The sequence below is a fragment of the Flavobacterium sp. MMLR14_040 genome, from assembly GCF_033657265.1.
In the GTDB taxonomy this organism is placed as follows: domain Bacteria; phylum Bacteroidota; class Bacteroidia; order Flavobacteriales; family Flavobacteriaceae; genus Flavobacterium.
Map to the genome: position 1 here is coordinate 89,129 of NZ_JAWVWO010000012.1, position 22,786 is coordinate 111,914.

The 22,786-nt window shown below is 33.8% G+C and carries 23 protein-coding genes; 3 read left to right on the forward strand and 20 right to left on the reverse strand.

Annotation, left to right across the window (positions count from 1 at the left end):
* Positions 1–25 precede the first annotated feature (25 nt).
* The 8 genes from SD960_RS16115 to SD960_RS16150 form a co-directional block, all read right to left on the reverse strand.
* Positions 26–1,465 (reverse strand): nucleoside recognition domain-containing protein, encoded by a 1,440-nt coding sequence (locus tag SD960_RS16115; RefSeq protein ID WP_318804723.1) that lies wholly within the window; start codon positions 1,463–1,465, stop codon positions 26–28.
* Between the two features lie 324 nt (positions 1,466–1,789).
* Positions 1,790–2,089 (reverse strand): DNA glycosylase AlkZ-like family protein, encoded by a 300-nt coding sequence (locus SD960_RS16120; protein ID WP_318804835.1) that lies wholly within the window; start codon positions 2,087–2,089, stop codon positions 1,790–1,792.
* 250 nt (positions 2,090–2,339) lie between these two features.
* Positions 2,340–3,413: a winged helix DNA-binding domain-containing protein gene (locus SD960_RS16125; protein WP_318804724.1), complete on the reverse strand. Its 1,074-nt coding sequence runs from the start codon at positions 3,411–3,413 to the stop codon at positions 2,340–2,342.
* A gap of 161 nt (positions 3,414–3,574) precedes the next feature.
* Entirely contained in the window at positions 3,575–4,288 is a 714-nt protein-coding gene (locus SD960_RS16130; RefSeq protein ID WP_318804725.1) for a 3'-5' exonuclease, read from the reverse strand.
* A 186-nt stretch (positions 4,289–4,474) separates the two neighbouring features.
* Positions 4,475–4,951 carry a methylated-DNA--[protein]-cysteine S-methyltransferase gene (locus SD960_RS16135; RefSeq protein ID WP_318804727.1) on the reverse strand — a complete coding sequence of 159 codons (477 nt, stop codon included), beginning with the start codon at positions 4,949–4,951 and terminating at the stop codon, positions 4,475–4,477.
* A 220-nt stretch (positions 4,952–5,171) separates the two neighbouring features.
* A complete protein-coding gene (locus SD960_RS16140) occupies positions 5,172–5,996 on the reverse strand; it encodes an NAD-dependent epimerase/dehydratase family protein (RefSeq protein WP_318804728.1) in 825 nt (274 codons plus the stop codon).
* A 221-nt stretch (positions 5,997–6,217) separates the two neighbouring features.
* The gene (locus SD960_RS16145) at positions 6,218–6,667 is read right to left on the reverse strand and encodes a GNAT family N-acetyltransferase (RefSeq protein ID WP_318804729.1); all 450 of its coding nucleotides are present in this window, start codon (positions 6,665–6,667) and stop codon (positions 6,218–6,220) included.
* On the reverse strand, positions 6,664–7,554 hold the full coding sequence (locus SD960_RS16150) for a LysR family transcriptional regulator (RefSeq protein WP_318804730.1): 891 nt from the start codon (positions 7,552–7,554) through the stop codon (positions 6,664–6,666). Before SD960_RS16150 ends, SD960_RS16145 begins: the two co-directional genes overlap by 4 nt.
* 146 nt (positions 7,555–7,700) lie before the next feature.
* Between SD960_RS16150 and SD960_RS16155 the strand changes: the two genes are divergently transcribed.
* Positions 7,701–8,096: a rhodanese-like domain-containing protein gene (locus SD960_RS16155; RefSeq protein ID WP_318804731.1), complete on the forward strand. Its 396-nt coding sequence runs from the start codon at positions 7,701–7,703 to the stop codon at positions 8,094–8,096.
* A 55-nt stretch (positions 8,097–8,151) separates the two neighbouring features.
* Here the strand turns inward: SD960_RS16155 and SD960_RS16160 are convergent, their stop codons facing one another.
* Genes SD960_RS16160 through SD960_RS16170 form a run of 3 tightly spaced genes read right to left on the reverse strand, consistent with a single transcriptional unit; the run spans position 8,152 to position 12,431 of the window.
* Positions 8,152–10,545, reverse strand: coding sequence for a M28 family peptidase (locus SD960_RS16160; protein WP_318804733.1), 2,394 nt, complete (start codon positions 10,543–10,545; stop codon positions 8,152–8,154).
* Positions 10,546–10,557: 12 nt separating this feature from the next.
* Positions 10,558–10,905 carry a hypothetical protein gene (locus SD960_RS16165; protein ID WP_318804735.1) on the reverse strand — a complete coding sequence of 116 codons (348 nt, stop codon included), beginning with the start codon at positions 10,903–10,905 and terminating at the stop codon, positions 10,558–10,560.
* The gene (locus SD960_RS16170) at positions 10,902–12,431 is read right to left on the reverse strand and encodes a bifunctional GNAT family N-acetyltransferase/carbon-nitrogen hydrolase family protein (RefSeq protein WP_318804737.1); all 1,530 of its coding nucleotides are present in this window, start codon (positions 12,429–12,431) and stop codon (positions 10,902–10,904) included. The genes SD960_RS16165 and SD960_RS16170 overlap by 4 nt, the downstream gene beginning before the upstream one ends.
* 175 nt (positions 12,432–12,606) lie before the next feature.
* Here SD960_RS16170 and SD960_RS16175 point away from each other — a divergent pair, with 175 nt between their 5' ends.
* Complete coding sequence (locus SD960_RS16175; protein WP_318804739.1) at positions 12,607–12,936, forward strand: single-stranded DNA-binding protein; 330 nt, start codon at positions 12,607–12,609, stop codon at positions 12,934–12,936.
* Between the two features lie 74 nt (positions 12,937–13,010).
* Here SD960_RS16175 and SD960_RS16180 read toward each other — a convergent pair whose 3' ends face one another.
* The 9 genes from SD960_RS16180 to metG all read right to left on the reverse strand — a co-directional run bounded on the left by SD960_RS16180 (position 13,011) and on the right by metG (position 22,104).
* Positions 13,011–13,703: a DUF2461 domain-containing protein gene (locus SD960_RS16180; RefSeq protein WP_318804741.1), complete on the reverse strand. Its 693-nt coding sequence runs from the start codon at positions 13,701–13,703 to the stop codon at positions 13,011–13,013.
* A 78-nt stretch (positions 13,704–13,781) separates the two neighbouring features.
* Positions 13,782–13,967, reverse strand: coding sequence for a hypothetical protein (locus SD960_RS16185; protein WP_042563551.1), 186 nt, complete (start codon positions 13,965–13,967; stop codon positions 13,782–13,784).
* 81 nt (positions 13,968–14,048) lie between these two features.
* Positions 14,049–14,567 (reverse strand): ferritin, encoded by a 519-nt coding sequence (locus SD960_RS16190; protein WP_318804742.1) that lies wholly within the window; start codon positions 14,565–14,567, stop codon positions 14,049–14,051.
* Positions 14,568–14,663: 96 nt separating this feature from the next.
* Positions 14,664–16,091 (reverse strand): hypothetical protein, encoded by a 1,428-nt coding sequence (locus tag SD960_RS16195; protein WP_318804744.1) that lies wholly within the window; start codon positions 16,089–16,091, stop codon positions 14,664–14,666.
* Between the two features lie 170 nt (positions 16,092–16,261).
* Complete coding sequence (locus SD960_RS16200) at positions 16,262–17,407, reverse strand: OmpA family protein (RefSeq protein ID WP_318804746.1); 1,146 nt, start codon at positions 17,405–17,407, stop codon at positions 16,262–16,264.
* Between the two features lie 106 nt (positions 17,408–17,513).
* Positions 17,514–18,143 carry a chloramphenicol acetyltransferase gene (locus SD960_RS16205; protein WP_318804747.1) on the reverse strand — a complete coding sequence of 210 codons (630 nt, stop codon included), beginning with the start codon at positions 18,141–18,143 and terminating at the stop codon, positions 17,514–17,516.
* Positions 18,143–18,850 (reverse strand): HAD family hydrolase, encoded by a 708-nt coding sequence (locus SD960_RS16210; protein ID WP_318804749.1) that lies wholly within the window; start codon positions 18,848–18,850, stop codon positions 18,143–18,145. Before SD960_RS16210 ends, SD960_RS16205 begins: the two co-directional genes overlap by 1 nt.
* 224 nt (positions 18,851–19,074) lie before the next feature.
* A complete protein-coding gene (locus SD960_RS16215; RefSeq protein WP_318804751.1) occupies positions 19,075–19,962 on the reverse strand; it encodes a DMT family transporter in 888 nt (295 codons plus the stop codon).
* A gap of 84 nt (positions 19,963–20,046) precedes the next feature.
* The gene (gene metG / locus SD960_RS16220; RefSeq protein ID WP_318804753.1) at positions 20,047–22,104 is read right to left on the reverse strand and encodes a methionine--tRNA ligase; all 2,058 of its coding nucleotides are present in this window, start codon (positions 22,102–22,104) and stop codon (positions 20,047–20,049) included.
* Between the two features lie 343 nt (positions 22,105–22,447).
* Here metG and SD960_RS16225 point away from each other — a divergent pair, with 343 nt between their 5' ends.
* Positions 22,448–22,675, forward strand: coding sequence for a CDGSH iron-sulfur domain-containing protein (locus SD960_RS16225; RefSeq protein ID WP_115844953.1), 228 nt, complete (start codon positions 22,448–22,450; stop codon positions 22,673–22,675).
* Positions 22,676–22,786: the final 111 nt, after the last annotated feature.

Genomic DNA, 22,786 nt, shown 5'->3' on the forward strand with positions numbered 1-22,786 from the left:
ACGATTTACCCGTTGTTTTTAAGCATTAAAAAAACCAGCTAGCCACAAAAATAGCCGTAATTACACAAATCACATCGACCAAAAGCATCGTGCCCAAAGCATAACGCGTATTTTTTATGTTAACAGAACCAAAATAAACCGCAATTACATAAAAAGTGCTTTCTGCGCTGCATTGAAAAATACTACTCAATCTTCCGGTTAAAGAATCTGCTCCAAAAGTGTTCATTGAATCGATTAAAAATCCTCTTGATCCTGCAGAGCTAAAAGGTCTAAGCATAGCAACCGGCAAAGCATCGGTGATTTGTTTGTTTACACCCATATTCGAAAAAATGAAGGCAATCCAATCACTGATAATTTCAAATAAACCGCTATTTCTGAATAACGAAATGGCAACCAACATTCCCAAAACATATGGAAAAATAGTAACTCCGGTTTTAACACCATTATTTGCGCCAACTACGAATGCATCAAAAACGGTTGTTTCTGCTTCTTTAAATTTCTTTTCATGAATGAAAGAAAAAATCAACGTGAAACCAATAATAACAAGTAAAATTAATGCCGAGAGATTTGTTGTGAAAAAGTTTTTTCCTATCAAATCTAAATGGTTTACGTACATCAATAATCCAATAATGGCAGCAATTAACACCATTAAACTAATTACAAGAGAAGCGCTTTTGAAATTAATTTTTTGTTTGATTCCAACAATTAAAAAAGCCGCAATTGAGCCAATAAAAGAAGTAATAATACACGGAAGCATAACATCTGCCGGATTACTTGCACCCGCCGCCGCACGATAACCAATAATTGAAGTCGCAATTAACGTTAAACCAGAAGCATGCAGACACATAAACATAATTTGTGCATCACTCGCTTTGTCTTTATCGGGATTTATTTCTTGTAAACTCTCCATCGCTTTTAGACCAAACGGGGTTGCAGCCGAATCCAATCCTAAGAAATTAGCAGCAAAGTTTAAAGTCATGTAGGAGATAGAAGGATGATTTTTTGGGATACTTGGAAACACTTTTACAAAAACCGGACTTAGTCCTTTGGCTAATTTTCCAGAAGCTCCCGAAATAATTAGAAGTTCCATTAATCCGCAGAAAAAGGCCAAATAGGCAATAAGCGGTAAAATCAAATCAAGCAAAGTACTTTTACAGGTTGGCAATAAACCATCGGATTTTTGAATTCCGCTGTAAATTTTTACTGTTTTGTTTTTATAAACATACGTTGTATCGGCATTAATCGTATCACGATTGATAATCATCGTTTGATCTGGTGCTTTTTTAATGCTGTCTTTGATGAAGGCAGGAAGCTCTTCAGCATATTTTTCTGAAACAAGAATCGGGTCGTCTTTTTTTCCATTCAAAACAGAATCAATAGTATAAGTGTTGGCTGTAAACAAACTTATTATAATGAAGATAATCGACGAAATAAAAATGGTTAACCAAAATCTACTTAATACCATAACGCTGTTTTTTTTGTAAATGTAATTATTTCGAGATAATATGCACAAAGATTTTAATTAGTAAACGAGAAGAAATTATTAGAAATGAGATTTTTTAAATTGCCGGTTTTAATTAATCGTTGTTTCTAATTAATAATATATCGCCCCGAAGAGGCTTTTTAACGTTCAAAATAATTTTAGCTATAAATATTTTGCCCCGCCGGGGCTTATCAACTTCGTTTTCGTTGGAGCTTTCAACTTCGTTAGAAGTGCTATATTTATAGAAATAGACATTTCTCAGATCCTAATAGCTCCTTCGGAGTGGCATAAAACATTCTAATAAAATTATTGAATTACAATTTTGGTTTCCAGGTAATTTTCAAACGTTTTAATCCCCTCAAACAGAATTGCTTTTTTATGTTTTTCGGTTTCATTAAAAAAATCTGTCTCTATTTTGGCGTGATCTTTTTTAATGGTTCTTTTCCAGGTTCCGATCACCTTGCTATTTTCCAAAATTATAGGTTTGAAGATACCATTATTAGTAAAAACTTTTGATTGATGACCTAATAAAATAGAAGCTTCTCTGATTTTATATGAAATCAGAATCTCATCAAAGGCAGGTAGAAAGTGTACGTTTTCGGTAATGTTTAATGTTGTATTTTTAAATTGCTGGTTTTAATAATCGTTATTTGTAATTAATAATATATCGCCCCGAAGGGGCTTTTTAACGTTCAAAATAATTTTAGCTATAAATATTTTGCCCCGCCGGGGCTTATCAACTTCGTTTTGCCCCGTTGGTGCTTATCAACTTCGTTAGAAGTGCTATATTTATAGAAATAGACATTTCTCTGATCCTAATAGCTCCTTCGGAGCGACATAAAACATTCTAATAAAATTATTGAATTACAATTTTGGTTTCCAGGTAATTTTCAAACGTTTTAATCCCCTCAAACAGAATTGCTTTTTTATGTTTTTCGGTTTCATTAAAAAATTCTGTTTCTATTTTGGCGTGATCTTTTTTAATGGTTCTTTTCCAGGTTCCAATGACTTTGCTGTTTTCCAAAATTATAGGTTTGAAGATACCATTATTCGTAAAAACTTTTGATTGATGATCTAATAAAATAGAAGCTTCTCTGGTTTTATATGAAATCAAAATCTCATCAAAAGCAGGAAGAAAATGTATGCTTTTCTTCAAGTTTAATACTGCATTGTTTTGATTTACAAACCAATAAGTTTGGTTGTCAATAATAGCGGAATCCAATTGCAACTCTATTGCATTAATTATATTCTTGCAAACAGTGGGCGGAAAACCAGACCACCAGGAGAAATCAAGCAGTGTTGCCGGACCGTGACTTTCAAAATATCGCATGGCTAATTTCGCCAAACCTTCTTCCTGGGTTAATTTGGTTTTGGGTTTTGCAACACGCTCCTCGAGTAAAGCATAAGTGATTTGTTTACCTTTCATTTTTCCGTTACAAACCAAACCATCCAATTCTGCATTCATCATAATGGCTGCATATAAAAAATCTTGTGAGGAACTTTTTTTAATGTTGAGTTCCTGCATAATTTCTTCCCGGGTTAAATGATTGTTTCCCGATAATATTTTTTCGATTGATGAATTAATCTTATTCAGCTTTTGAATATCATAATCGTATTTCTTGGCCGATGAAAGTACAATCTTTTTCACTTGTGGTCCGGAAGCATCCAGCATCCAATGAATATCTTCGGCGGCAACAAAATGCCAGGTTGGCCGTAAAATATGAGTACGAATGATTTTTGCAGAGTTAATAGCTTCTCCAATCTCTTTTTCAGTAGCATTACAACGCGAACCAATTGCCCATTTTGCCATTCCATAATCCTGAGCCTGAATAGCACCCAAGTGATGTACAATTTCCTGCGGAGAACTTAAATTTGGTTCTGAAAGCTTTTGAGATACAAGTCTGTGATGCGATATTTCCTGATGTGTCATTTTGTAAATATTTAAACCATATAAGTTATATAAGTGCATTTAAATTTTGCACTTCTGACTTAAAAACCAAATACGAATACTTTAATATTCATATCAAAGCTATATAAGCGCACTTAAACTTTGTTCCTCTGTCGCTCTGAACCTTTGCACCTTAAAAAAAATCATACATGAATAATTTCCTCGTCAATCAATAAATCTTCTCGACGTAAACGAAGGAAAATCTGTGCTACGGCAATTGTATCCTTTTCGCAATAGGTTACAATTCTGTCAATATCTTTCTCTACATAAAAAACATGTGCTACCTGACTTCCGTCAATATCTCCTTTTGGCGATGGTACCCCGAGAATCTTGGTCAATAGTTTTAAAGAAGTAAAGTGTTTATAATCGCCAAACTTCCATAATTCTAAAGTATCTAAGTGCGGAATTTCCCAAGGCTTTTTACCGAACAAATTCAGTTTATCCGGAATTGCAATTTGGTTGATAATCATTCTGCGTGCCAAAAATGGAATATCGAATTCTTTCGCATTATGTCCGCATAAAAGATGTTGAGGTTGATTAAAATGATTATTCAAGAGATTATTAAAATCACGGAGAATCTTCTTTTCATCGCCAAAAAACGATGTTACGCGAAAATTTCGAATATCACCTTTAATAGTAAAATAACCGACAGAAATGCAAATGATCTTTCCGAATTCTGCCCAAATTCCAGCACGGTCGTAAAATTCTTCCGGAGTAAAATCATCTTTTCTTTGATATTGAGTTTTTAAATCCCAAAGCGATTGCATTTCCGCGTCGAGAGAATTAAAATTTTCTTCTTCAGGAACGGTTTCTATGTCAAGAAATAATATGTTGTTGAGGTTGATTTTTTCAATCATGTGTTTGCCACGAATTTCACGAATTTTCTTTAATTCTTTATGGAGATAAATATATACAAAACTGCTTTTAAAATAAGAAAAAACCTATGTTTAAAGCGAGATATTTAAATTCCAATAAACAAATTAAATATTTATATTTTAAACACGCAGAGAATTAGTGAAAATTAATCAAATTCGTGGCAAAACTTAAAACAAACTTTGTTGCGTAGTTGGGTTTTCGTGTTCCAAAAGCCATTTTTTGCGAGACAAACCTCCGGCGTAACCCGTTAAAGATCCATTTGTGCCAATAACGCGATGACAAGGCACAACAATCCAAAGCGGATTTTTACCATTTGCCGATGCAACCGCGCGAATTGCTTTTACATCACCCAGTTTTTTGGTTTGATCCATATAACTTATGGTTTTTCCGTATGGAATGTCTAATAAAGCTTTCCATACTTTTTGCTGAAATTCTGTCCCTTTTGGATTTAGTTTGAAATCGAAATCAGTTCTTTTTTTATCAAAGTATTCCTGTAATTGAGAAACAGCTTCTTTTAAAACTTCCGGAATTTCTTCAGAAACCTCATTTGTGCCCACATCCGAAACGGAAATTTCAGCAATACCATCTTCATCTCCAATTATTTTGGTGATTCCTAAAGGTGAATTGATGTAAACTGTTTCCATGGTTTTTTAAGCGCAAAGGTGCTAAGGTTTACGCAAAGTTCGCAATTTTATTTAAACCAGATAAGTAATTTAAGTTTTGTTTTACCGCAGATAACACAAAGTTTTTTTGCAAAGGGCGCAAAGTTTGTTATGTGTGGATAAATGGATTTTGTTGCGTTTTACTTAGGAGGTTCCAAAGCTTTGCGGTTTATTTACCATGAACTTATATCACTTATATGGTTTAATAAACGTCAAGTTTAAAGTGATAGTTTAAACTATTTTCAATCTTTTCACTTGAAATGATCTTTTTAATATTTGATTTTTGATTGCTAAACTTCGGTAAAACCAAACCCTGCTCTTTGGCTTTTTGAGTGTAATATTCTTCTCTTGTAGGATGAAAAGGAGCGACGGCATTGAAAACTTCATTCCATTTTGACTGATAAATGATTTCTTCAATAATGTTAATGCAGTCGTTTTGGTGAATTAAATTTACCGGAGCATCAGGGCTTTCGAGATTTTCCTTTCCTGCCAAAAATTTTACCGGATGACGATCTTCGCCAATTAATCCGCCGAAACGCAAAATCGTTGTTTCGAAGTTTTTATTTTTTTGTAAAAGTGCTTCTGCTAAAAGCAATTGTTTGCCACTTTCTGTTTCCGGATTTGGAGTTGTTTCTTCTGTAATTAAAGCATTTTCATCCCCATAAACCGAAGTTGAACTTACAAAAAGCACTTTTTTTACAGTTGATCGCTCTATAAACGGAATCAAAGTTTTGATTTTTTCAACAAAAATCTTTCGCTGAGAATCTGAAGGGTCAGAATTTGTTCCTCGTAACTTTGGCGGAATATCAATAATTAAAATTTCACTGTTGGCTAAAAACAGAATTATACTATCTGAAATACTTTCGCTTTCAAGCGTAACTAAATAAGGATTTATACTCGCATCCTTCAAAATCTGCAGTTTATTTTCAGATGTTGTTGATCCGTTTACAGAACGCCTTTTTGCGATCAAGCTTTTCGCCAAAGGCAATCCCAGCCAGCCACAGCCTAAAATACTTATTTGAGTCATTTTTTTGAAGGTTCAGAGTTGCAAAGGTAACAAAGGTTCAAAGTTGAAAAACTTAAAATTAAAATTGATTAGTTTTTATTTTTGCGAGATTATTTTTAAACTTTTTTGTCTTAGCGAAGAGAATTTGCACGCAAGTCGCAAAGACGCTAAGTTTAAAAACTTGTAAAGCAATCTTTGCGACCTCGTTATTTTTTGCAAGTTTAAATTTTGCGTGTTGTGTGTTATAAATCTAAAAAGAAACAGATTTTTTCTTTTCCTCTTGCGCCAATTCGGTTATAGAATTTTATAGCTCTTTCGTTAAATTGAGGTGTTCGCCATTGCATGTTGACGCAGTTTTTTGCTTTCCCAATTTCTTTTATTTTGTTGATTAGCACTTCGCCAATTCCATAGTTTCTGGCTTCTTCTTCTAAAAACAAACAATCCATGTGTATAATATCTGCAGCATCCCAAGTTGAATGCATAAAATTATAAGTTGCATAACCTACAATGTCATTTTCTGTAGCAACTACTAAACAAAAGTGATTTGGTTCTGAAGCAAATAAAATCTTTTTTAAACCTTCTTCTTTTCCTTCCGGAGAATAATCCGCTTTTTCGTATTCAGCATGTTTTTGGCATAAAATAACAAGTTTTGGTAAATCTGAAACCTCGCAATTTCTTATAGAATATTTCATTGAATATTAATTTCGGTTTGTAAAAAGGTAATAAAATGATGAAAATAGTCAGGATAAATCTCATTTTGCCTGATTGCTATAAAGTGTTTTCTTTTTAGGCCGTTTTTACCAATTTTAATGGCTTTTATGGGATTGTTTTTCAAATGTGGAAGCAATGCCCATTTTGCCATTGACATAACGCCCATATCGGCTTTTACCATTTCCAGAGAAGCTTCGGTTAAGGGTATGGCTGTAATTTTTCGTGGAATTACTTTGGCTGGAGCCAAAACAAACTGATGAATCGTAACTGTTTCCATCGGAAGGGAATGAATCAGTAAATGTTCGTCTATAAAATCTTCGGCAACCACGTATTTTTTATTTGCCCACGCATGGCTTTCAGAAACTGCCATTACAACTTCATCCTGAAAAAGTTCCAGATATTTGATGTTGTTATCATTGATCTGGTCGCTGATAATGGCGATATCAATTGTGTTATCCAGTAATTTTTGCAGCGGAATATGGGTGGCCTCGGTAACAATCTTCAATTCAACATTTGGATACAGTAAATGAAATTGCTTTAGAACCGAAGGCAGCCAGTGATAACTTGAAAAACATTCGGTACTAATCCTGATTTCTCCGTGTTCTCCAAAAACCATTTGTTTGATTTGAGATTCGGTTTGCAAAAGTTTGTCGAGAATCTCATTGGCAATTCCGTACATTTTTTCACCGGCTTTGGTTAAAACCAGTTTTTTATTCATTCTAAAAAAAATAGGCGTACCCAATTGGTATTCAGCTTCTTTAAGTTGGTGGCTTAAAGCCGATTGGGTTAAATGAAGTTTGTCAATTGCTTTGGTGATACTTCCTTCTTCAACAATCGCTTTTATCAATCGTAAATGCCTTATTTCCATTTTTAGAGAATTAGTATACAAAGTAACAAAATTTTAATCTGGCTTTTGCATGAAAAAAAGTAATGAAATGGATGAATTCTTTTCGTTTTTATGCAATATGATGTTAGACTACTTTTGAAAAAAACTAATCATTAAAACTAAAGAAAATGGAAGCACAAATTAAACATTATGAAAATAAACTGGCCTTTGAAATGGACCCTTCTGATTTGTTCGATGCTTTAAATAATGGAGAGAAGGTAATTGTTATTGATGCCAGAAAGTCTTTTGGATATGAAGCAGAACATATTCCAACAGCAATTAATATTCCGCATCGAGAAATGGCAATCGAAAGTACACAACATCTCGATAAGGAAGTTTTGTATGTAACTTATTGTGATGGTATCGGTTGTAACGCATCGACCAAAGGTGCATTGAATATGGCTAAACTTGGTTTTAAAGTAAAAGAATTAATTGGCGGAATAGAGTGGTGGAAGGTTGACGGCTATGCAACAGAAGGCACTAATGCTAAAAAAGCAGGTTTGAAAATTGAATGTGCTTGTTAAATAAAAAGGCAAACTTAAATTTAAGTTTGCCTTTTTATTATTATTTGTATCTGCTTTATTGAGGTTTAACAACTTGTTTTAGCGTATCTATTGCAATTATAGTGCTGTCTTTTACCGGTGCGGTTTCAATAGGAACGTTTAGGGGCGCTGTATATCTTTTAATTTTTTGCTGAATTAAAATAGCATCATTCAATACAAAAGGCGTTGGCATCATCCAGTCACTTCTTGGTTTTACATTCAACAGCGGATTTGTCATTAAATCAAAAGAACTTTCAATTAAATCCATATCAAAGACAGATGATTTATTGATGTAGAAATCCATAACCAAAGGTTCGTTGCCAACAACATAGTAGCATAGAATTTTTATGTCATCTCGTTCTAAACGATTTGTTTTTTGACCGGAAGTTGAAACTCCATTTGCCTTAAAATTATAAAAAGTCATTTTTGGATTGGCGTATATATCGTAACGATTGACTTTTCTGTTTGGCGTTATTTTTATTTTTAAATACCTGTTGTTGCCTATAGTGCTGTCTTTTAAGAACTCAATGGTTGGTTTTGGAATGTCAATATTGGGTGCAATCGCGCTATAGGTAAAGGTTGAATTGTATTTGCTGGCTAATGGCAAACTGTTTAAACCTACGGCTTTTTGATTTTTTTCTCCTAAATAAGTTTTAGTCCATTCATCAAGATTTACATCATAAGTTGTCCAGACTGCCGAATTTGTATTGGCGTTGTAAACATACAATAAACTGTTAGATTTTGCTTTTCCGTACTCATAGCCTGAGTTATAACCGGCGTAAACGAAGAAAACGATCGAGGTAATAAAAAATAATATCGCCCAGACACCTTTTCTAAAAAAGGAACCAAATATGGGAAGTAATAATCCGAAAAGTAAAACGGTTAGTATAGCACTTCCAAAAAGTATTTTCAGACCTAAGCCAATTGGGAACATGATGATAAAAGGCGCAACAATTGCCAATGCCGGAAAACTAAATAATAAGTTTAAACCTAGGCTATAATGTTGCGTGATTACAAATATTCCGAATAAAAGAATTCCAAAATAAACCGGAATAATAAGGAAACCTGCTCCAGTTAAGCTATTGGCTAAGAAAAGATTGATAATTATCCAAAGCAATAAAGGCGCTACAAAATGGTTCATTGTAATTTTTGCTTCCGAAAAACGATTATAGAAAGCAAAACAAATCGCAATAGTAAGTGTTACAAAAGCTCCAATGTAGGCGTGTCCGTTATAAGTAAAACCGTTTAGTAAATCTGAATATTGCGGATACGCTTCCAGAATTATTTTCCAGCCCAGAAAAGTTACCAAACCGGCGATGAGAATAGAACCAATTAAAGGAACAAAGCCTATAAAAATTTCTCTGAAAGTAATAACACGTTTTGCTTTTCCTATAAAAATAAAAAGAATTAGTAAGCCTAAAGCAATTAGGGACATTGGAAATACCCATGCAAATGGATAATTTATAAATCCGAAAGGAACACTAAAATATACGTTGTCTTCTGTAGTTTGAGTAGAGTTTAAATCAATATTGGAGAAGTATTTTAATAAGGGCATTAAGTAAGTCCCCTGATGAGATAAAGTTGTTTTGTTTAAATGTTGAATATCATCTTGTTGCGTATGATAATTATAATGACCGTCGATAAAAGCAAAATTAAAGCCCTGAATGTTTCCTTGTTCTCTAAAAACAGTTAGATCAGTATCATTTGGCAGCATTTTATAAATGCTGTACATCAGCGAATTTGAAACGGGGTATTTTGCTTTTGCATTCGCAAATTCTTTTACAAGAGCCTGATTTCCTTTGTTGGTTTCCATCAGCATATAACTTGGTCCTGAAGAACCTCGGGCTTCAAAATTTAAAACCAGACCAACATCTTTTGCCCACGGATGCTGATTTACAAAAAGCGCCGCACCGTTTAAACCCAATTCTTCGGCATCTGAAAAAAGAATAATGATGTCGTTTTTCTGTGGATTTTTAGAATATAAAAAAGCACGAATCCCTTCCAAAATTGTCGCGACTCCGGATGCGTCATCACTTGCTCCTTTTGAAAAAGAATGTGGAGCGCTATCATAATGAGAAAGCAATAAAAGTGCTTTTGAATTATTTGTACCCTTGATACGGGCCAGAATATTTTTGGATTTCACCAAAAGCCCTTTATCATTTAGTGTAAATCCTTCCTGAATCGAAGTTTCTAATCCAATTCGGTTCAATTCTAATTTAAGATAATTAGCAACAAGTTCATGATTTGTTGAACCAACATAATGTGGCTTTTGAGCAATAATTTTAACCTGATTGAAAGCTCTGTCTGTAGAAAATTCAGCCAGCGCTTCTTCATTTTTAGAAACCCATTGAGGCATCATTGTGGCGTATATAATACCTAAAATTGCTAAAACGCATACAAAAGCAAGTATTGAAGTTGGGTTTTTTCTCATATTGAATATATACTAAATTTCTTTTTTAACGAGCATAAAATAATCATTTTCCAGAGAGCGATATCCCTGGTCGTACAGGAAATAATACGTATTTCCGGTTTTAGTCTGCAAAATATTGGTAAAGAAATCAAAATCAAAACCCTTATTAATCATTTTATCTCTTGTTGCTTTTGATTTCCCTTCTGTGTTTAGCTCGGACAAAATACGATAATTTTTGCGTAATTTATTGTTTACATTACGCATGAAATTATTAGTATCCTTATTTATTTTATTATTGTAGGCATTTCGGCAATTGTCTGAACAAAATTTCTTGTCTTCGCGACCTACAATTTTTTCTGCACATTCAAGACAGGTTTTCATTGATTAATCTTTTTAATTTCATATAAATCATGCCTTCTGTCTTTCAAAATTCGAACGCTGCCATGTTCGTGAAGCTGTTTTAATAAATTTAAATCAACGTCAACAATTAGAGTCATTTCGGTATTTGGAGTTGCCTCGGCTTTAATTCCGTTACTTGGAAAAGCAAAATCAGAAGGCGTAAAAACAGACGCCTGAGCATATTGAATATCCATATTATTTACTTTTGGCAAATTACCAACACAGCCGGCAATGGCAACATAACATTCATTTTCTATGGCTCGCGCTTGTGAACAATGTTTTACTCGCGTGTAAGCGTTTTGAGTATCTGTTAAAAATGGAACAAACAAAATATTCATTCCTTCATTGGCCATAATTCTTGAAAGCTCCGGAAACTCAACATCATAACAAATTAAAATTCCAATTTTGCCACAATCAGTATCAAAGGTCTGAAAGTGCGATCCGCCCTTCATTCCCCAATGCTGAACTTCGTTTGGCGTAACGTGAATTTTGGTATACATTTCTGAAGTTCCGTCTCTTTTGCATAAAAATCCAACATTATACAAATTACCGCCATCCAGATAAGGCATACTTCCTGTGATGATGTTGATGTTGTATGAAATGGCAAATTCCTGAAAACGCTTTCTTATTGGATCAGAATAACGGGCAAGTTCCCGAATGGCTTCCGCTTCGGATAAATGATTGTAATCGGCCATTAAAGGCGCAATGAAAAGCTCCGGAAATAAAGCAAAATCGGCGCCATAGCCGGAAACAACATCAATGAAAAATTCTGATTGCTCAAAAAATTCTTCAACATTATTAAGCTGACGCATTTGCCATTGGATTAATCCCAAACGAATAACACTTTTTTCAAGATTAATCAATTTTGGACTTTCGTCGTAATAAACATTATTCCATTCTAAAAGAACCGCAAATTCCTTTGATTCTTCATCACCTTCTAAGTAATTTTTGATGATTCGCAAAACGTGAAAATCATTACTCAGCTGAAAGGAAAGTACAGGATCATGTAATTCTTTGTGTTTTACTTTATCTATATAAACTTTTGGAGTAAATTTTTTAGCGTGTTGACTGTAGTTAGGAATTCTTCCTGCAAAAACAATCGCTTTTAAGTTTAATTGTTCGCAAAGTTCCTTTCTTGCGTCGTATAAACGACGTCCCAAACGCAAACCGCGATAATGTGGGTGGATAAAAACGTCTATACCGTACAAAATTTCCCCATCAGGATTATGGGTCGAAAAAGTATAATCGCCAATGATTTGTTTGTAATTGTGTCTTTTGTCAACTAGTTTCTCGTCTACGATTAAAGATAGTGCAGAACCTACAACTATGCCGTCGACTAAAATAACTAATTGACCTTCAGGGAATATTGAAAGTAATTTTTTTATATCATTAGATCGCCAGTATGAATTGGCCATTTCCGGATACGATTCTACCATTGAATTTTTCAATTGTTTATAATCGTCTAATTCTAAATTTCTTAACTCAACTTTATTGATTTGCGCCTGCATATAGTAAGATTTCTGTGAAATATACAAAAAAATATTTCCACTTACAAACGCTTACAAATAGTTACAACCGAAAGTAAATAGTTTGTAACCGAATAAATTTTGCATGCCTCGACATCTTTGCACTGTTGAATTTGATAAACGAATTCCTTATATGAACATTTAAAAATTATACGCCATGAATGCAATGAAAAACAGAGTACAATTAATTGGTAACGTAGGAAACGATCCGGAAATTAAAACATTAGAAAACGGTAGAAAATTAGCTCATGTAACTATTGCTACAAACGACAGATACACAAATGATAAGGGCGAAAAAGTAGAACAAACCGAATGGCATCGTGTAACGGCTTGGGGAAAGACGGCCGAGATTATAGAAAAGTACGTTGTGAAAGGCAAAGAAGTTGCGATTGAAGGGAAACTTACCCACAGAAGTTATGACAAAAACGGAGAAAAGCGCTATGTTACCGAAGTTGTTGTCAGTGAGATTTTGTTGCTTAGTAAATAATGTTTAGAAAAATTCAATTCAAACCCGACAGGTTTTAAAAACGTGTCGGGTTTAACTTTGTGCTTAAAATGAGATTATAAAATTGAAGCACCGTTTATATCCGTAGTAAGTACTTCACTCATATAATTGAAAAAAGGTCTCATGTTTTGACATGTTTCTAAAGCTTGCTCTAAAAATTTTGGACCCAAAACTTCATCATCCGTAAAGCGTTTTATGATTAGAAACTGCTTGTAACGTAGTAAATCGATTGCTTCATGATCAGCATCAAAACCTTTTGGAGAAGTTTTAAGCTGTTCTCCTTGTAAAGTCCCAAAAGTGCTGACAAAGGTTTTTGATTTTAATATTTTTCGAAATGTTTCGGGATCGTGTGCAAATTCGCTTCTTATACGTTTTAAATCTGTGGCATTTGGCCCCCAGAATCCACCGGCAAAAAAACTGTTTCCTTTTTCCAGATGAAAATAATAGCCGCCACGTCTGGCATTTGTTGCACGGGTAAAACTCCCTCCCCAATATGTTTTAAAAGGAGTTTTGTCTTTGGCAAATCGAATATCACGATAAATTCGATATACACTTTTTTTGCCCGAAGCATTTTCTAATACATCAGTTTTAGAAAGTTCCTTGAGCAAAGCTCCGGCAAAATTCTCAATATGGTTTAATTCGTTTAAGTAATTGGGTTTATTTGCTTCAAACCAGGGCTTGTTATTATTTTCTTTAAGTTGAGATAAAAAATCAAGACTGGATTTTGGTATAGTAATCTGGTTTTCCATAATTAAATTTGAGACTTTAAGATGACTGCAATTTAAAACTAAAAACCCACCAATTGGTGGGTTTTTTATGATATAGTTTTAAGCAGTCTTTTTTAATAAATCAAACATAGGACAGCGTGAGCAGCGTTTGTTTTCGCTCTTTTTGTATTTTTCACAACAAGAAGATTTGCAGTTTTCCAACTTTTTAAGCTTCTCAAGGATATCTTTTTTCTTCTTTTTCTTTTTATCCTTTTTCTTGTCCTTATCTTTTTCTTTCTTGCTCAATTTGTCTTTGTGTTATTAAACAGTGACAAATATAAAAGAATAAAAGTTATTTTTAAGTATTCTAAATAAACTTTAACTTTTTTATTTTGGGTTAATAGCGATTGAGCTTGTAACCGTTAATTGCTGAATATCACGGTCAAATAAGTAAAGTCCGCCTTTATCATCACCAATTAAGTTGATTTTATCTAAAATAGATTTAGCTGTGGCTTCTTCCTCAATTTGTTCTGCCACGTACCATTGTAAGAAATTGTGAGTCGCATAATCTTTTTCTTCAAAAGTGATGTGTACCAATTCGTTGATAGATTCTGAAACAAAAATTTCATGGTTATAAAGCGTCTCAAACATTTCTTTAAAAGTAGAATAAGAAGTTTTAGGTGCTTTTAGGTCTGTAATCTGTGCATGTCCACCGCGTTCGTTAACATACTTCACGAGTTTTAACATGTGCGCGCGCTCTTCGTCTGACTGTGTGTACATAAATTGAGCAATTCCCTCTAATCCGTGTACTTCAGCCCAGCAAGCCATAGAAAGGTAAGTTTGCGAAGATTCTGCCTCTATGCGAATTTGCTTGTTTAAAGCCGTTTCAATATTTTTTGATAGCATAATATGTGTCTTTTTGGTAAAGTTAAAAAAAAATAATCCAAAACGGTTTTTTGAAAGCATCCAAAGCAAAGACATTAGGATTAATTCTCAATAAATTTAAGGTTCTTCTAAAGGAAAGTCTCTGGAAAAAATAGCCTTATTGATGATCGGATTTGTTATTTCCGGCTCCATAAATCCATCGGTAAACTTGCGCATCACATACTGTTTTGTTGCATTGTCGTAATATCCTAAAATAGAATAATCTTTAAATTTAAAGATATTTTGAAAAGCGATTCTTTTCTGAGTACTCAAAAAGTAATAAATGTTATCTAGTGCCAAAGGCTGTTGAGGTTCTTGTATAAATTCAAGATTATTATTCAGTATGCTTTCAAAATAAACCGTTCTGGCATGATCGATTTGTGGGAAATCGCCATTATAATAAAAACTGGAATAATCTTCTTCTTTTGGAGATCCGCCTATTGTAAGCAATGTGTTTCTTTTGTTTTTAAAAGCTGATAAACCCACATCTAAGAAGAACAATTGGTTTAAAAACTGACTTGTTTTCCTTAATTCTGAAGGTTTTCGTCCATCGGTTTGTACAAATAAGGGGGAATTTTTAAATTTAATCGTGTCATTCTTCAATACTTTAAATTCCTTTAATGTGTTGCCAGAGTTAAAATCTTTTACATTAATTGCAAATCCATACTTGTTTAGACTTATTTGGTATAGTTTATTATCGTTAAGAAATGAATTGCTTTTGTTTGTATTGTCAATACCTGGTTGTATAAATGTTTTTTCGCTGATTGTATGTTTTTCAATATCCAAATCAAAAACCTGCGTTTTTTTTGGATTATAATCGAAAGTTAAAATCAGATGATCTCCAAATAAATAAGCTTTGCTCTTTTTTGAACTTTTATCCAAAGGCACAAATTCTTTTACGTCAATTTTTTCGATAGGATCTTCATCAACAATACGATTAAAAGTGACAAACTGAGTGTTTTTATTCTGAAACTTATAAGTAGAAAAATCAAATACTTTTTCTTCTGCTGTTCCGTTTTTAAAAGTGTAAAGAGTTAAAGCCTGCACATTTCTTTCTTTTGAAAGAACATAAAAGGCATTGTTTTCCTGAAAAAAGTTTAAAATATCATGTGTTGAAAACGGAAAACTAAACTGAAGCATTTTCTGCGTTTTAGTTTCTAAATAATACTTTACGATGATTATATTTTTAAAATCTTCTAACGCCCAATATAAATTTGGATTTCTATCTTCTCCAAAACTATAGCCAACTAACGATCTGTTATCCAGATTTGTTTTCGGAAAAGTAAATTGTTCATTTAAAAATAAGGCACTATTGTATTTTAAAATGGTAACATTTTCTGTTGTTGCTGCAAAAACAAAAACATCATGAGTTTGTGTGTTTTCTACATTGAGAACCTGACCTTCTTCAAATGTTTTTTTTAAATCCAAAGGAAAAGAAGCCAATACTGTTTGGCCAAACAGAACTGATTGTGAGATTAGTAGTGATAGAAGTAAAAGTTTTTTCATAAATTTTTGTGAGACAAAAATCATTCCAATTTTACTTGGCTTGTTTCGGTATTTTCTCTCTATAAAGTTTTAAAACGATATATAAAGATAGATCAATTGGGGTAATTTTAAACATAAAAAAAGCCCTAAAGAAAATTTCTTTAGGGCTTAAATATTTTTTTATGAAAGAATTATTTCACTTTGAAAGTAACTCTTCTTGCCAATCTTCGTGCTTCTTCAGAATCTTTTTGAATTGAAGTATCTGCTCCCTGGCCAACTACATTTAGTCTTGAAGATGCAATACCTGCTTTTTCTAAGATAGTTTTGACGTTATTAGCTCTTAAACTTGCAAGTTTTTCGTTGTATTCTGAGGTGCCAACCTGATCAGCATAACCTAAAATATCAAGAGAAGCTGAAGGATTTTTTCTTAAATAAGTTAAAACAACATCAATTGCTGCAGTTGAATTTTCTATTGGAGTGGCTTTATTAAAGTCAAAGTAAACGCTGTAATATTTGTCATTGATCATTTCTTTAATAGGATCTTTGTCGCTTACAATGGTGGTAGTTGTTGGTTTTTCTACAATAACTTGTGGTTTTTGCTCCGGAATTTTATTTACTAACGCTTCAAGATTAGCTATTTTGTTTTCTAATGCAGAAACATCAGCGTTTTCTGAAAGTACAATCCAGTCAGCATGTTTTTGGTTTTTGCCTAAATAAACATTTAAACCTACAGTTCCATTAAAAATAATTCCAGAAAACCCTCTTTCTTCATTGTGGCGATAAACGCCATCAAATGTTGCATCCTGGCTAGCATTCAAAATTGTAGAAAAATCACCTGTTAACGCTAATCTGTCAGTTAATCTAACTTGTGCGGTAACACCTGCAATGAAGTTGACCATTTTATCATTAAAAGGCATGTTTTTGCTTTCTATTACCCCCATACCAAAACCAGTATGTCCTAAAAGACCAATTGTTTTAGTCCAGGTTTCAAAATTCATGATTCGGCCTAAATTGGCTACAGCTTGTAAATCAGCTCTGTAATATTTTGACTCGAAGTTTGCTGAATTTTTACCATCCGTAAAATTATCATATCCGATATCTGCCTTTAAACCAAATTTGTTGTTAAACATATATCTGGCTCCTAAATCAACTACAAAAGGGCTCGGAATATTAGTATAATACTCTTTGGCTGAAAACGGACGCTGTGGTTTGTTAACACCACCAGCTACTTCGATAGACCATTTGTTATAGTTAGTGTCAGTTTTTTTTGTTTCTGTTTGTGCATGTAGGTTTACTAAACCTATTGTAAATGCAACAATAGTTACAATCTTTTTCATTGTTGTTTGTGTTTTAAAAATTTTCGCAAACCAACAATTATTTGTAGGAAAAATTGTCCTTAAGAGGTTATTTTTACAATACAATAGGGTATAGAAGCATTTTCTGCTATTTATTCATCAAATCCTGAAATAAATCCACAAACTGTCCAACGTGTAAACCATCCATTAAACCGTGATGTACATGAACAGACATTGCAATTGTTCTTTTTCCGTTTTCTGAGGTAATCATTTTTCCAAAAGAAATTTTTGGACAGCTATCCGGATAAGTATAACTTCTTGCATGAGAAAGAGAAGTAAAATTCAACCACGGGATTGCCGAGAAATGTATGACATTATCGTCATCAAATGATCTTGTAAAAAGACCTTTTGTGCTCTGGATTCGTTTAACTTCTGCCAAAGCATTTTGTTTGAAAACTTCAAAATCCGAATTATATTCGATCAATGAAAATCCAAAAGTTCCATCTTCACGACCAATAGTTGCTGATGCATCAATACGATCATTAATGTAAATTTTATCATCGGAAATTCGGTATTTAAAATTTTCGATTGTATTTGCAGCGACTAATGTTTTATGCAAATAATAAATAAAAAAAGAACTGTTTAGACTTTTTGCCATTTGATAGGCTTTTGTACAATCAATTTCCACAGTGGCGCCAAAAAAGGGTTCTTCCATTTTACTAAAATGGGCAAAATGCTCTTTTCTATTCCAATTTTCTAAATCTAAAACTGTTTTCATTATAATAAATTATGGAGCACTTGAGAAATTTTCTCGAATGAACTAAAATGTTCGTGCTCTACTTTGTGATTGATTTTTTCATGTTCCCAAGTCGTATGAAACGGAATGTGTACGGCATAACCGCCAATTTCTAAAACGGGCAATACATCTGATTTCAGTGAATTTCCAATCATTAAAAATTCATTCGGGTGGATATCCAAACGACCAATTAATTTGTCATAATCTACAGTTTGCTTATCTGACATTACTTCAATATGGTGAAAATAATGTCCCAAACCAGAACGGTGTAATTTACTATGTTGGTCTTTTAAGTCGCCTTTTGTGGCGACAACCAATTTATATTTTCCGTGCAAAGCTTGCAACGTTTCTTCAATTCCGTCTAAAAGTTCAATAGGTTTTTCCAGTAATTCTTTTCCGTATTGGATGATTTTCGCAATGACTTCGACCGGAATTGTATTGTTCGAGATATTCATCGCCGCTTCAATCATCGACAAAATATAACCTTTGATTCCGTAACCGTATAAAGGTAAATTGGCGATTTCAATTTTAAATAATTCCTGCGAAATGCCCTGATGTGAAAGATAATCTTCCATCAAAGCGCAAAATTTGTGTTCCGTTTCCTGAAAATAAGGTTCGTTTACAAACAAAGTATCATCTGCATCAAATGCAATTACTTTTAAGTTTGGTATTTTGTTTTTATGTAACATAAGTTTTTTTTTTTCAAGTTTCAGGTTTCAGGTTTTTGCCACGAATTACACTAATTTTCTCGAATTTTTAGCCACAGATTAAATGATTTTAAAGATTAAAAAATAATCTGCTTGATCTGCAAAATCTGCGTGAAACTATTTTTACTTCAAATTCATGAATTATTTTAAAATCAATCTGCGTAAATCCGTTTAAACCCGTGTCATCCGCGTGCCATTTCTCAATTCTAATTCTTCGAAAATAAGTTCTTAAATGAAATAGTCTTATCGTAAAAAGTAATTCTAATTCCGAAAAGCAAAATGATTCCGCCAAAAACCATTTGTAAAGTTATTTGTTCTTCCAAAAACAACCAAGCTAATATTGAAGTAATTACGGCTTGACTCAATAAGCTCAATGAAACTCTCGTTGCGCGCATGTGTTGTGTGGCATAACTTATAGAAAGCCAGGCGCACAATTGACAAATTACAGCCTGTAGAAGCAGCACAAACCAACCGGTATTTGAAAATCCTGTAAAAGGTTCGTTCAAAACAAGACATAATATTCCCAAATATAGGCTTGATGCCACTAAACTAATCGTCATAAACGACAAAACATCTACTTGTGAAAGCACATTTTTGCTGACCAAAAGATAAATCGAATATAAAATTCCGGATAAAACAGCAAACAAAAATGCCTGATTAAAATTCAATTCCATAAAAAAGCTAAAACCTACCAAAGTGATCATTCCAAATAATGAAACTACGGTTCCAATCCAGAAATTAGTTGCCGGCCTTACTTTCAAAAAGAAGAAAGAACCAATTCCAACCCAAAGTGGAGATAAATTCGTGAGCAACGAAGCCTGAGTCGCGCTTGAATCCTGAATGGCGATATTCCAAACTGCAACATCCGAAGCAAATAAAATACCACAAAGTGCTGCCAAAAGCAGAAATTTTGTATTCGGAATTTTAAAGTTCTTCGTCAAAATTACATAAGGCAAAAGCAAAGTCACCGCGAACAACATTCTATAAAAAGCCGATATTAATCCTGGTGCTAATTTTAGTTTTACTAATATCGGAAAGATTGAAATACAAAGTATTCCGCATATTAAGGCTAGTCTTGGTTTTGTGAGTTTCATTATTTAAGATGTTTTCTAAAAACAAAAAGCGTGAATCAATTAAATATTAATCGATTCACGCAATTTTATAATAACTATAAAAACTTAGTTTATCGTTTCACCATTTGGTGCATCAGTATCAGGATTGACAAATACTAATTTTCCTTCGGCGTTTGTTGTCATTAAGATCATTCCCTGACTTTCAACACCGCGTAAAGCTCTTGGCGCTAAGTTGGCTAAAACCGTAACACGTTTACCAATGATTTCTTCTGGTGAAAAGCTTTCGGCAATTCCAGAAACTATCGTACGAACGTCAATTCCGGTATCAATTTTAAGGACCAAAAGTTTGTTGGCTTTTGGCATTTTTTCGGCTTCAATGATGGTTCCTACGCGCAAATCCATTTTGGCAAAATCCTCATATTGAATCAATTCTTTTTGAGGTTCCACTTGTTTGTTTTCGGCAAGATTTGCATTTTTTGTAGCTTCCAATTTATCTATTTGTTTTTGTATTTCTTCGTCTTCTATTTTAGCAAATAATAATTCAGCTTCTCCAATTTGGTGACCTTCCGGAATCAATTCTGAATTCTCCGCAACATCGTTCCATTTCAATTTGCCTTCATTTTTCAATATTCCTGATAATTTAGCAGCAGTAAAAGGTAAAAAAGGTTCAGCCAAAACGCTCAAAGCCGCAGCAATTTGCAACGCCACATACATTTGAGTTTTTACACGCTCCGGATTGTCTTTCATCACCTTCCAAGGCTCTTCATCAGCCAAATATTTATTTCCCAAACGGGCAACATTCATCAATTCGCCCAAAGCTTCACGGAATCTGTAACGCTCCACCGAACTTGAAATCACAGCCGGATACGCTTTTAATTCAGCCAAAGTATTTTCGTCAACTTCAGATAATTCATTTGGAGTTGGAATAAATCCGTCGTAATATTTGTTGGTTAAAACAACCACACGGTTAATGAAGTTTCCAAAAATGGCAACCAATTCATTGTTATTTCTCGCCTGGAAATCTTTCCAAGTAAAATCATTATCTTTAGTTTCCGGTGCATTTGAAGTTAAGGCATAACGCAAAACATCTTGTTTCTCTGGAAAGTCTTCTAAATATTCGTGTAACCAAACTGCCCAGTTTTTAGAAGTCGAAAGTTTATTTCCTTCCAAATTCAAAAACTCATTTGCAGGAACATTGTCCGGCAAAATGTAGCTTCCTTCGGCTTTCAACATTGCCGGGAAAATTATACAATGAAAAACAATGTTGTCTTTCCCAATAAAGTGAACCAGTTTCGTGTCTTCGTCTTTCCAATATGGTTCCCAGTCTTTTCCTTCGCGCAAAGCCCATTCTTTCGTAGACGAAATATATCCGATAGGCGCATCAAACCAAACATATAGTTTTTTCCCTTCGGCACCTTCAACCGGAACATCAATTCCCCAATCAAGGTCACGCGTTACCGCACGAGGTTCCAATCCGCCATCAACCCACGATTTAACTTGTCCGTACACATTAGGTTTCCAGTCGCTTTTATGTCCAACTAAAATCCATTCTGTTAAGAATTCAGTATATCTGTCCAAAGGTAAAAACCAGTGTTTTGTAGCTTTTAAAATCGGAGTTTCCCCGGTAATGGTCGATTTTGGGTTAATCAAATCCGTCGCATTCAAAGTCGATCCGCAATTTTCGCACTGGTCTCCGTAAGCTCCGTCGTTACCGCATCTTGGGCAAGTTCCTACCACAAAACGATCTGCCAAAAACTGATTTGCTTTTGCATCGTACAATTGCTCGGTTACTTCTTCAATAAAATCACCGTTATCATATAGTTTTTTAAAGAATTCCTGAGCCGTATCATGATGAATTTTAGCCGAAGTTCGGGAATAATTATCAAACGAAATTCCGAAATCAGCAAATGATTTTCTGATAATTCCGTCATATTTATCAATAACTTCTTGTGGCGTAACTCCTTCTTTTTTGGCTTTCATCGAAATGGCAACCCCATGTTCATCGCTTCCGCAAATAAATGCAACATCTTTTCCCTGCAAACGCAAGTATCTCGAATATATATCTGCAGGCACGTAAACCCCCGCCAAATGCCCAATATGTATAGGTCCGTTGGTGTAAGGCAAAGCTGCCGTAATGGTATATCTCTTTGGATTCTGTATCATAACTCAATTTTATTGAGTGCAAAAATAAGCAATAGAATTGAGAATTTGTTATTTCACGGAGATTCACAAAGAAAAAGCGCCGAGATTTTCAGAGAGTTTTAAGAAAAAGCTAATTAATGGCGCAAAGACGCAAAGGCGCAAAGTTTTATTTTTCTTTCCGCCTTTGCGTCTTTGCGCGATTTTTTAATGAAATCAAACAAAAAGCTTAGCGAATCTCTGCGAAAACCTTTGTGCTACTCTGTGAAACAACCCCATAAAATAGAACCAGTTTAAACTAGCGTCACAATAAAAATCTTAAAAAATTATTTTGCAACCTTTGCCCTGAAAAAACAAAGACAATTTTATGAGCAAGACAAAATTAATCATTAACAAAAACGGATCTATAAAAATCGAAGGTGACTTCGAAATTATGGATGCTGAAGGAACTGTTTACGGACTTCAGGGAAGATCAGCATTGGGACTTTGCCGTTGCGGATTATCTGCAAATAAACCATTTTGTGATGGCGGGCACCGTAATAATTTCGAACACGATTCAATTGCATTCGATTTACCACCAATGAAAACAAACTAGAAAAATTATTTTTCCCGGTTGAAAATAGAAAGCTGCAGTAATGCAGCTTTTTTTATTTAGTAAATTCATTTTGAAAGAATTTTCAATATAATAATTTTTAAAACTCATAAA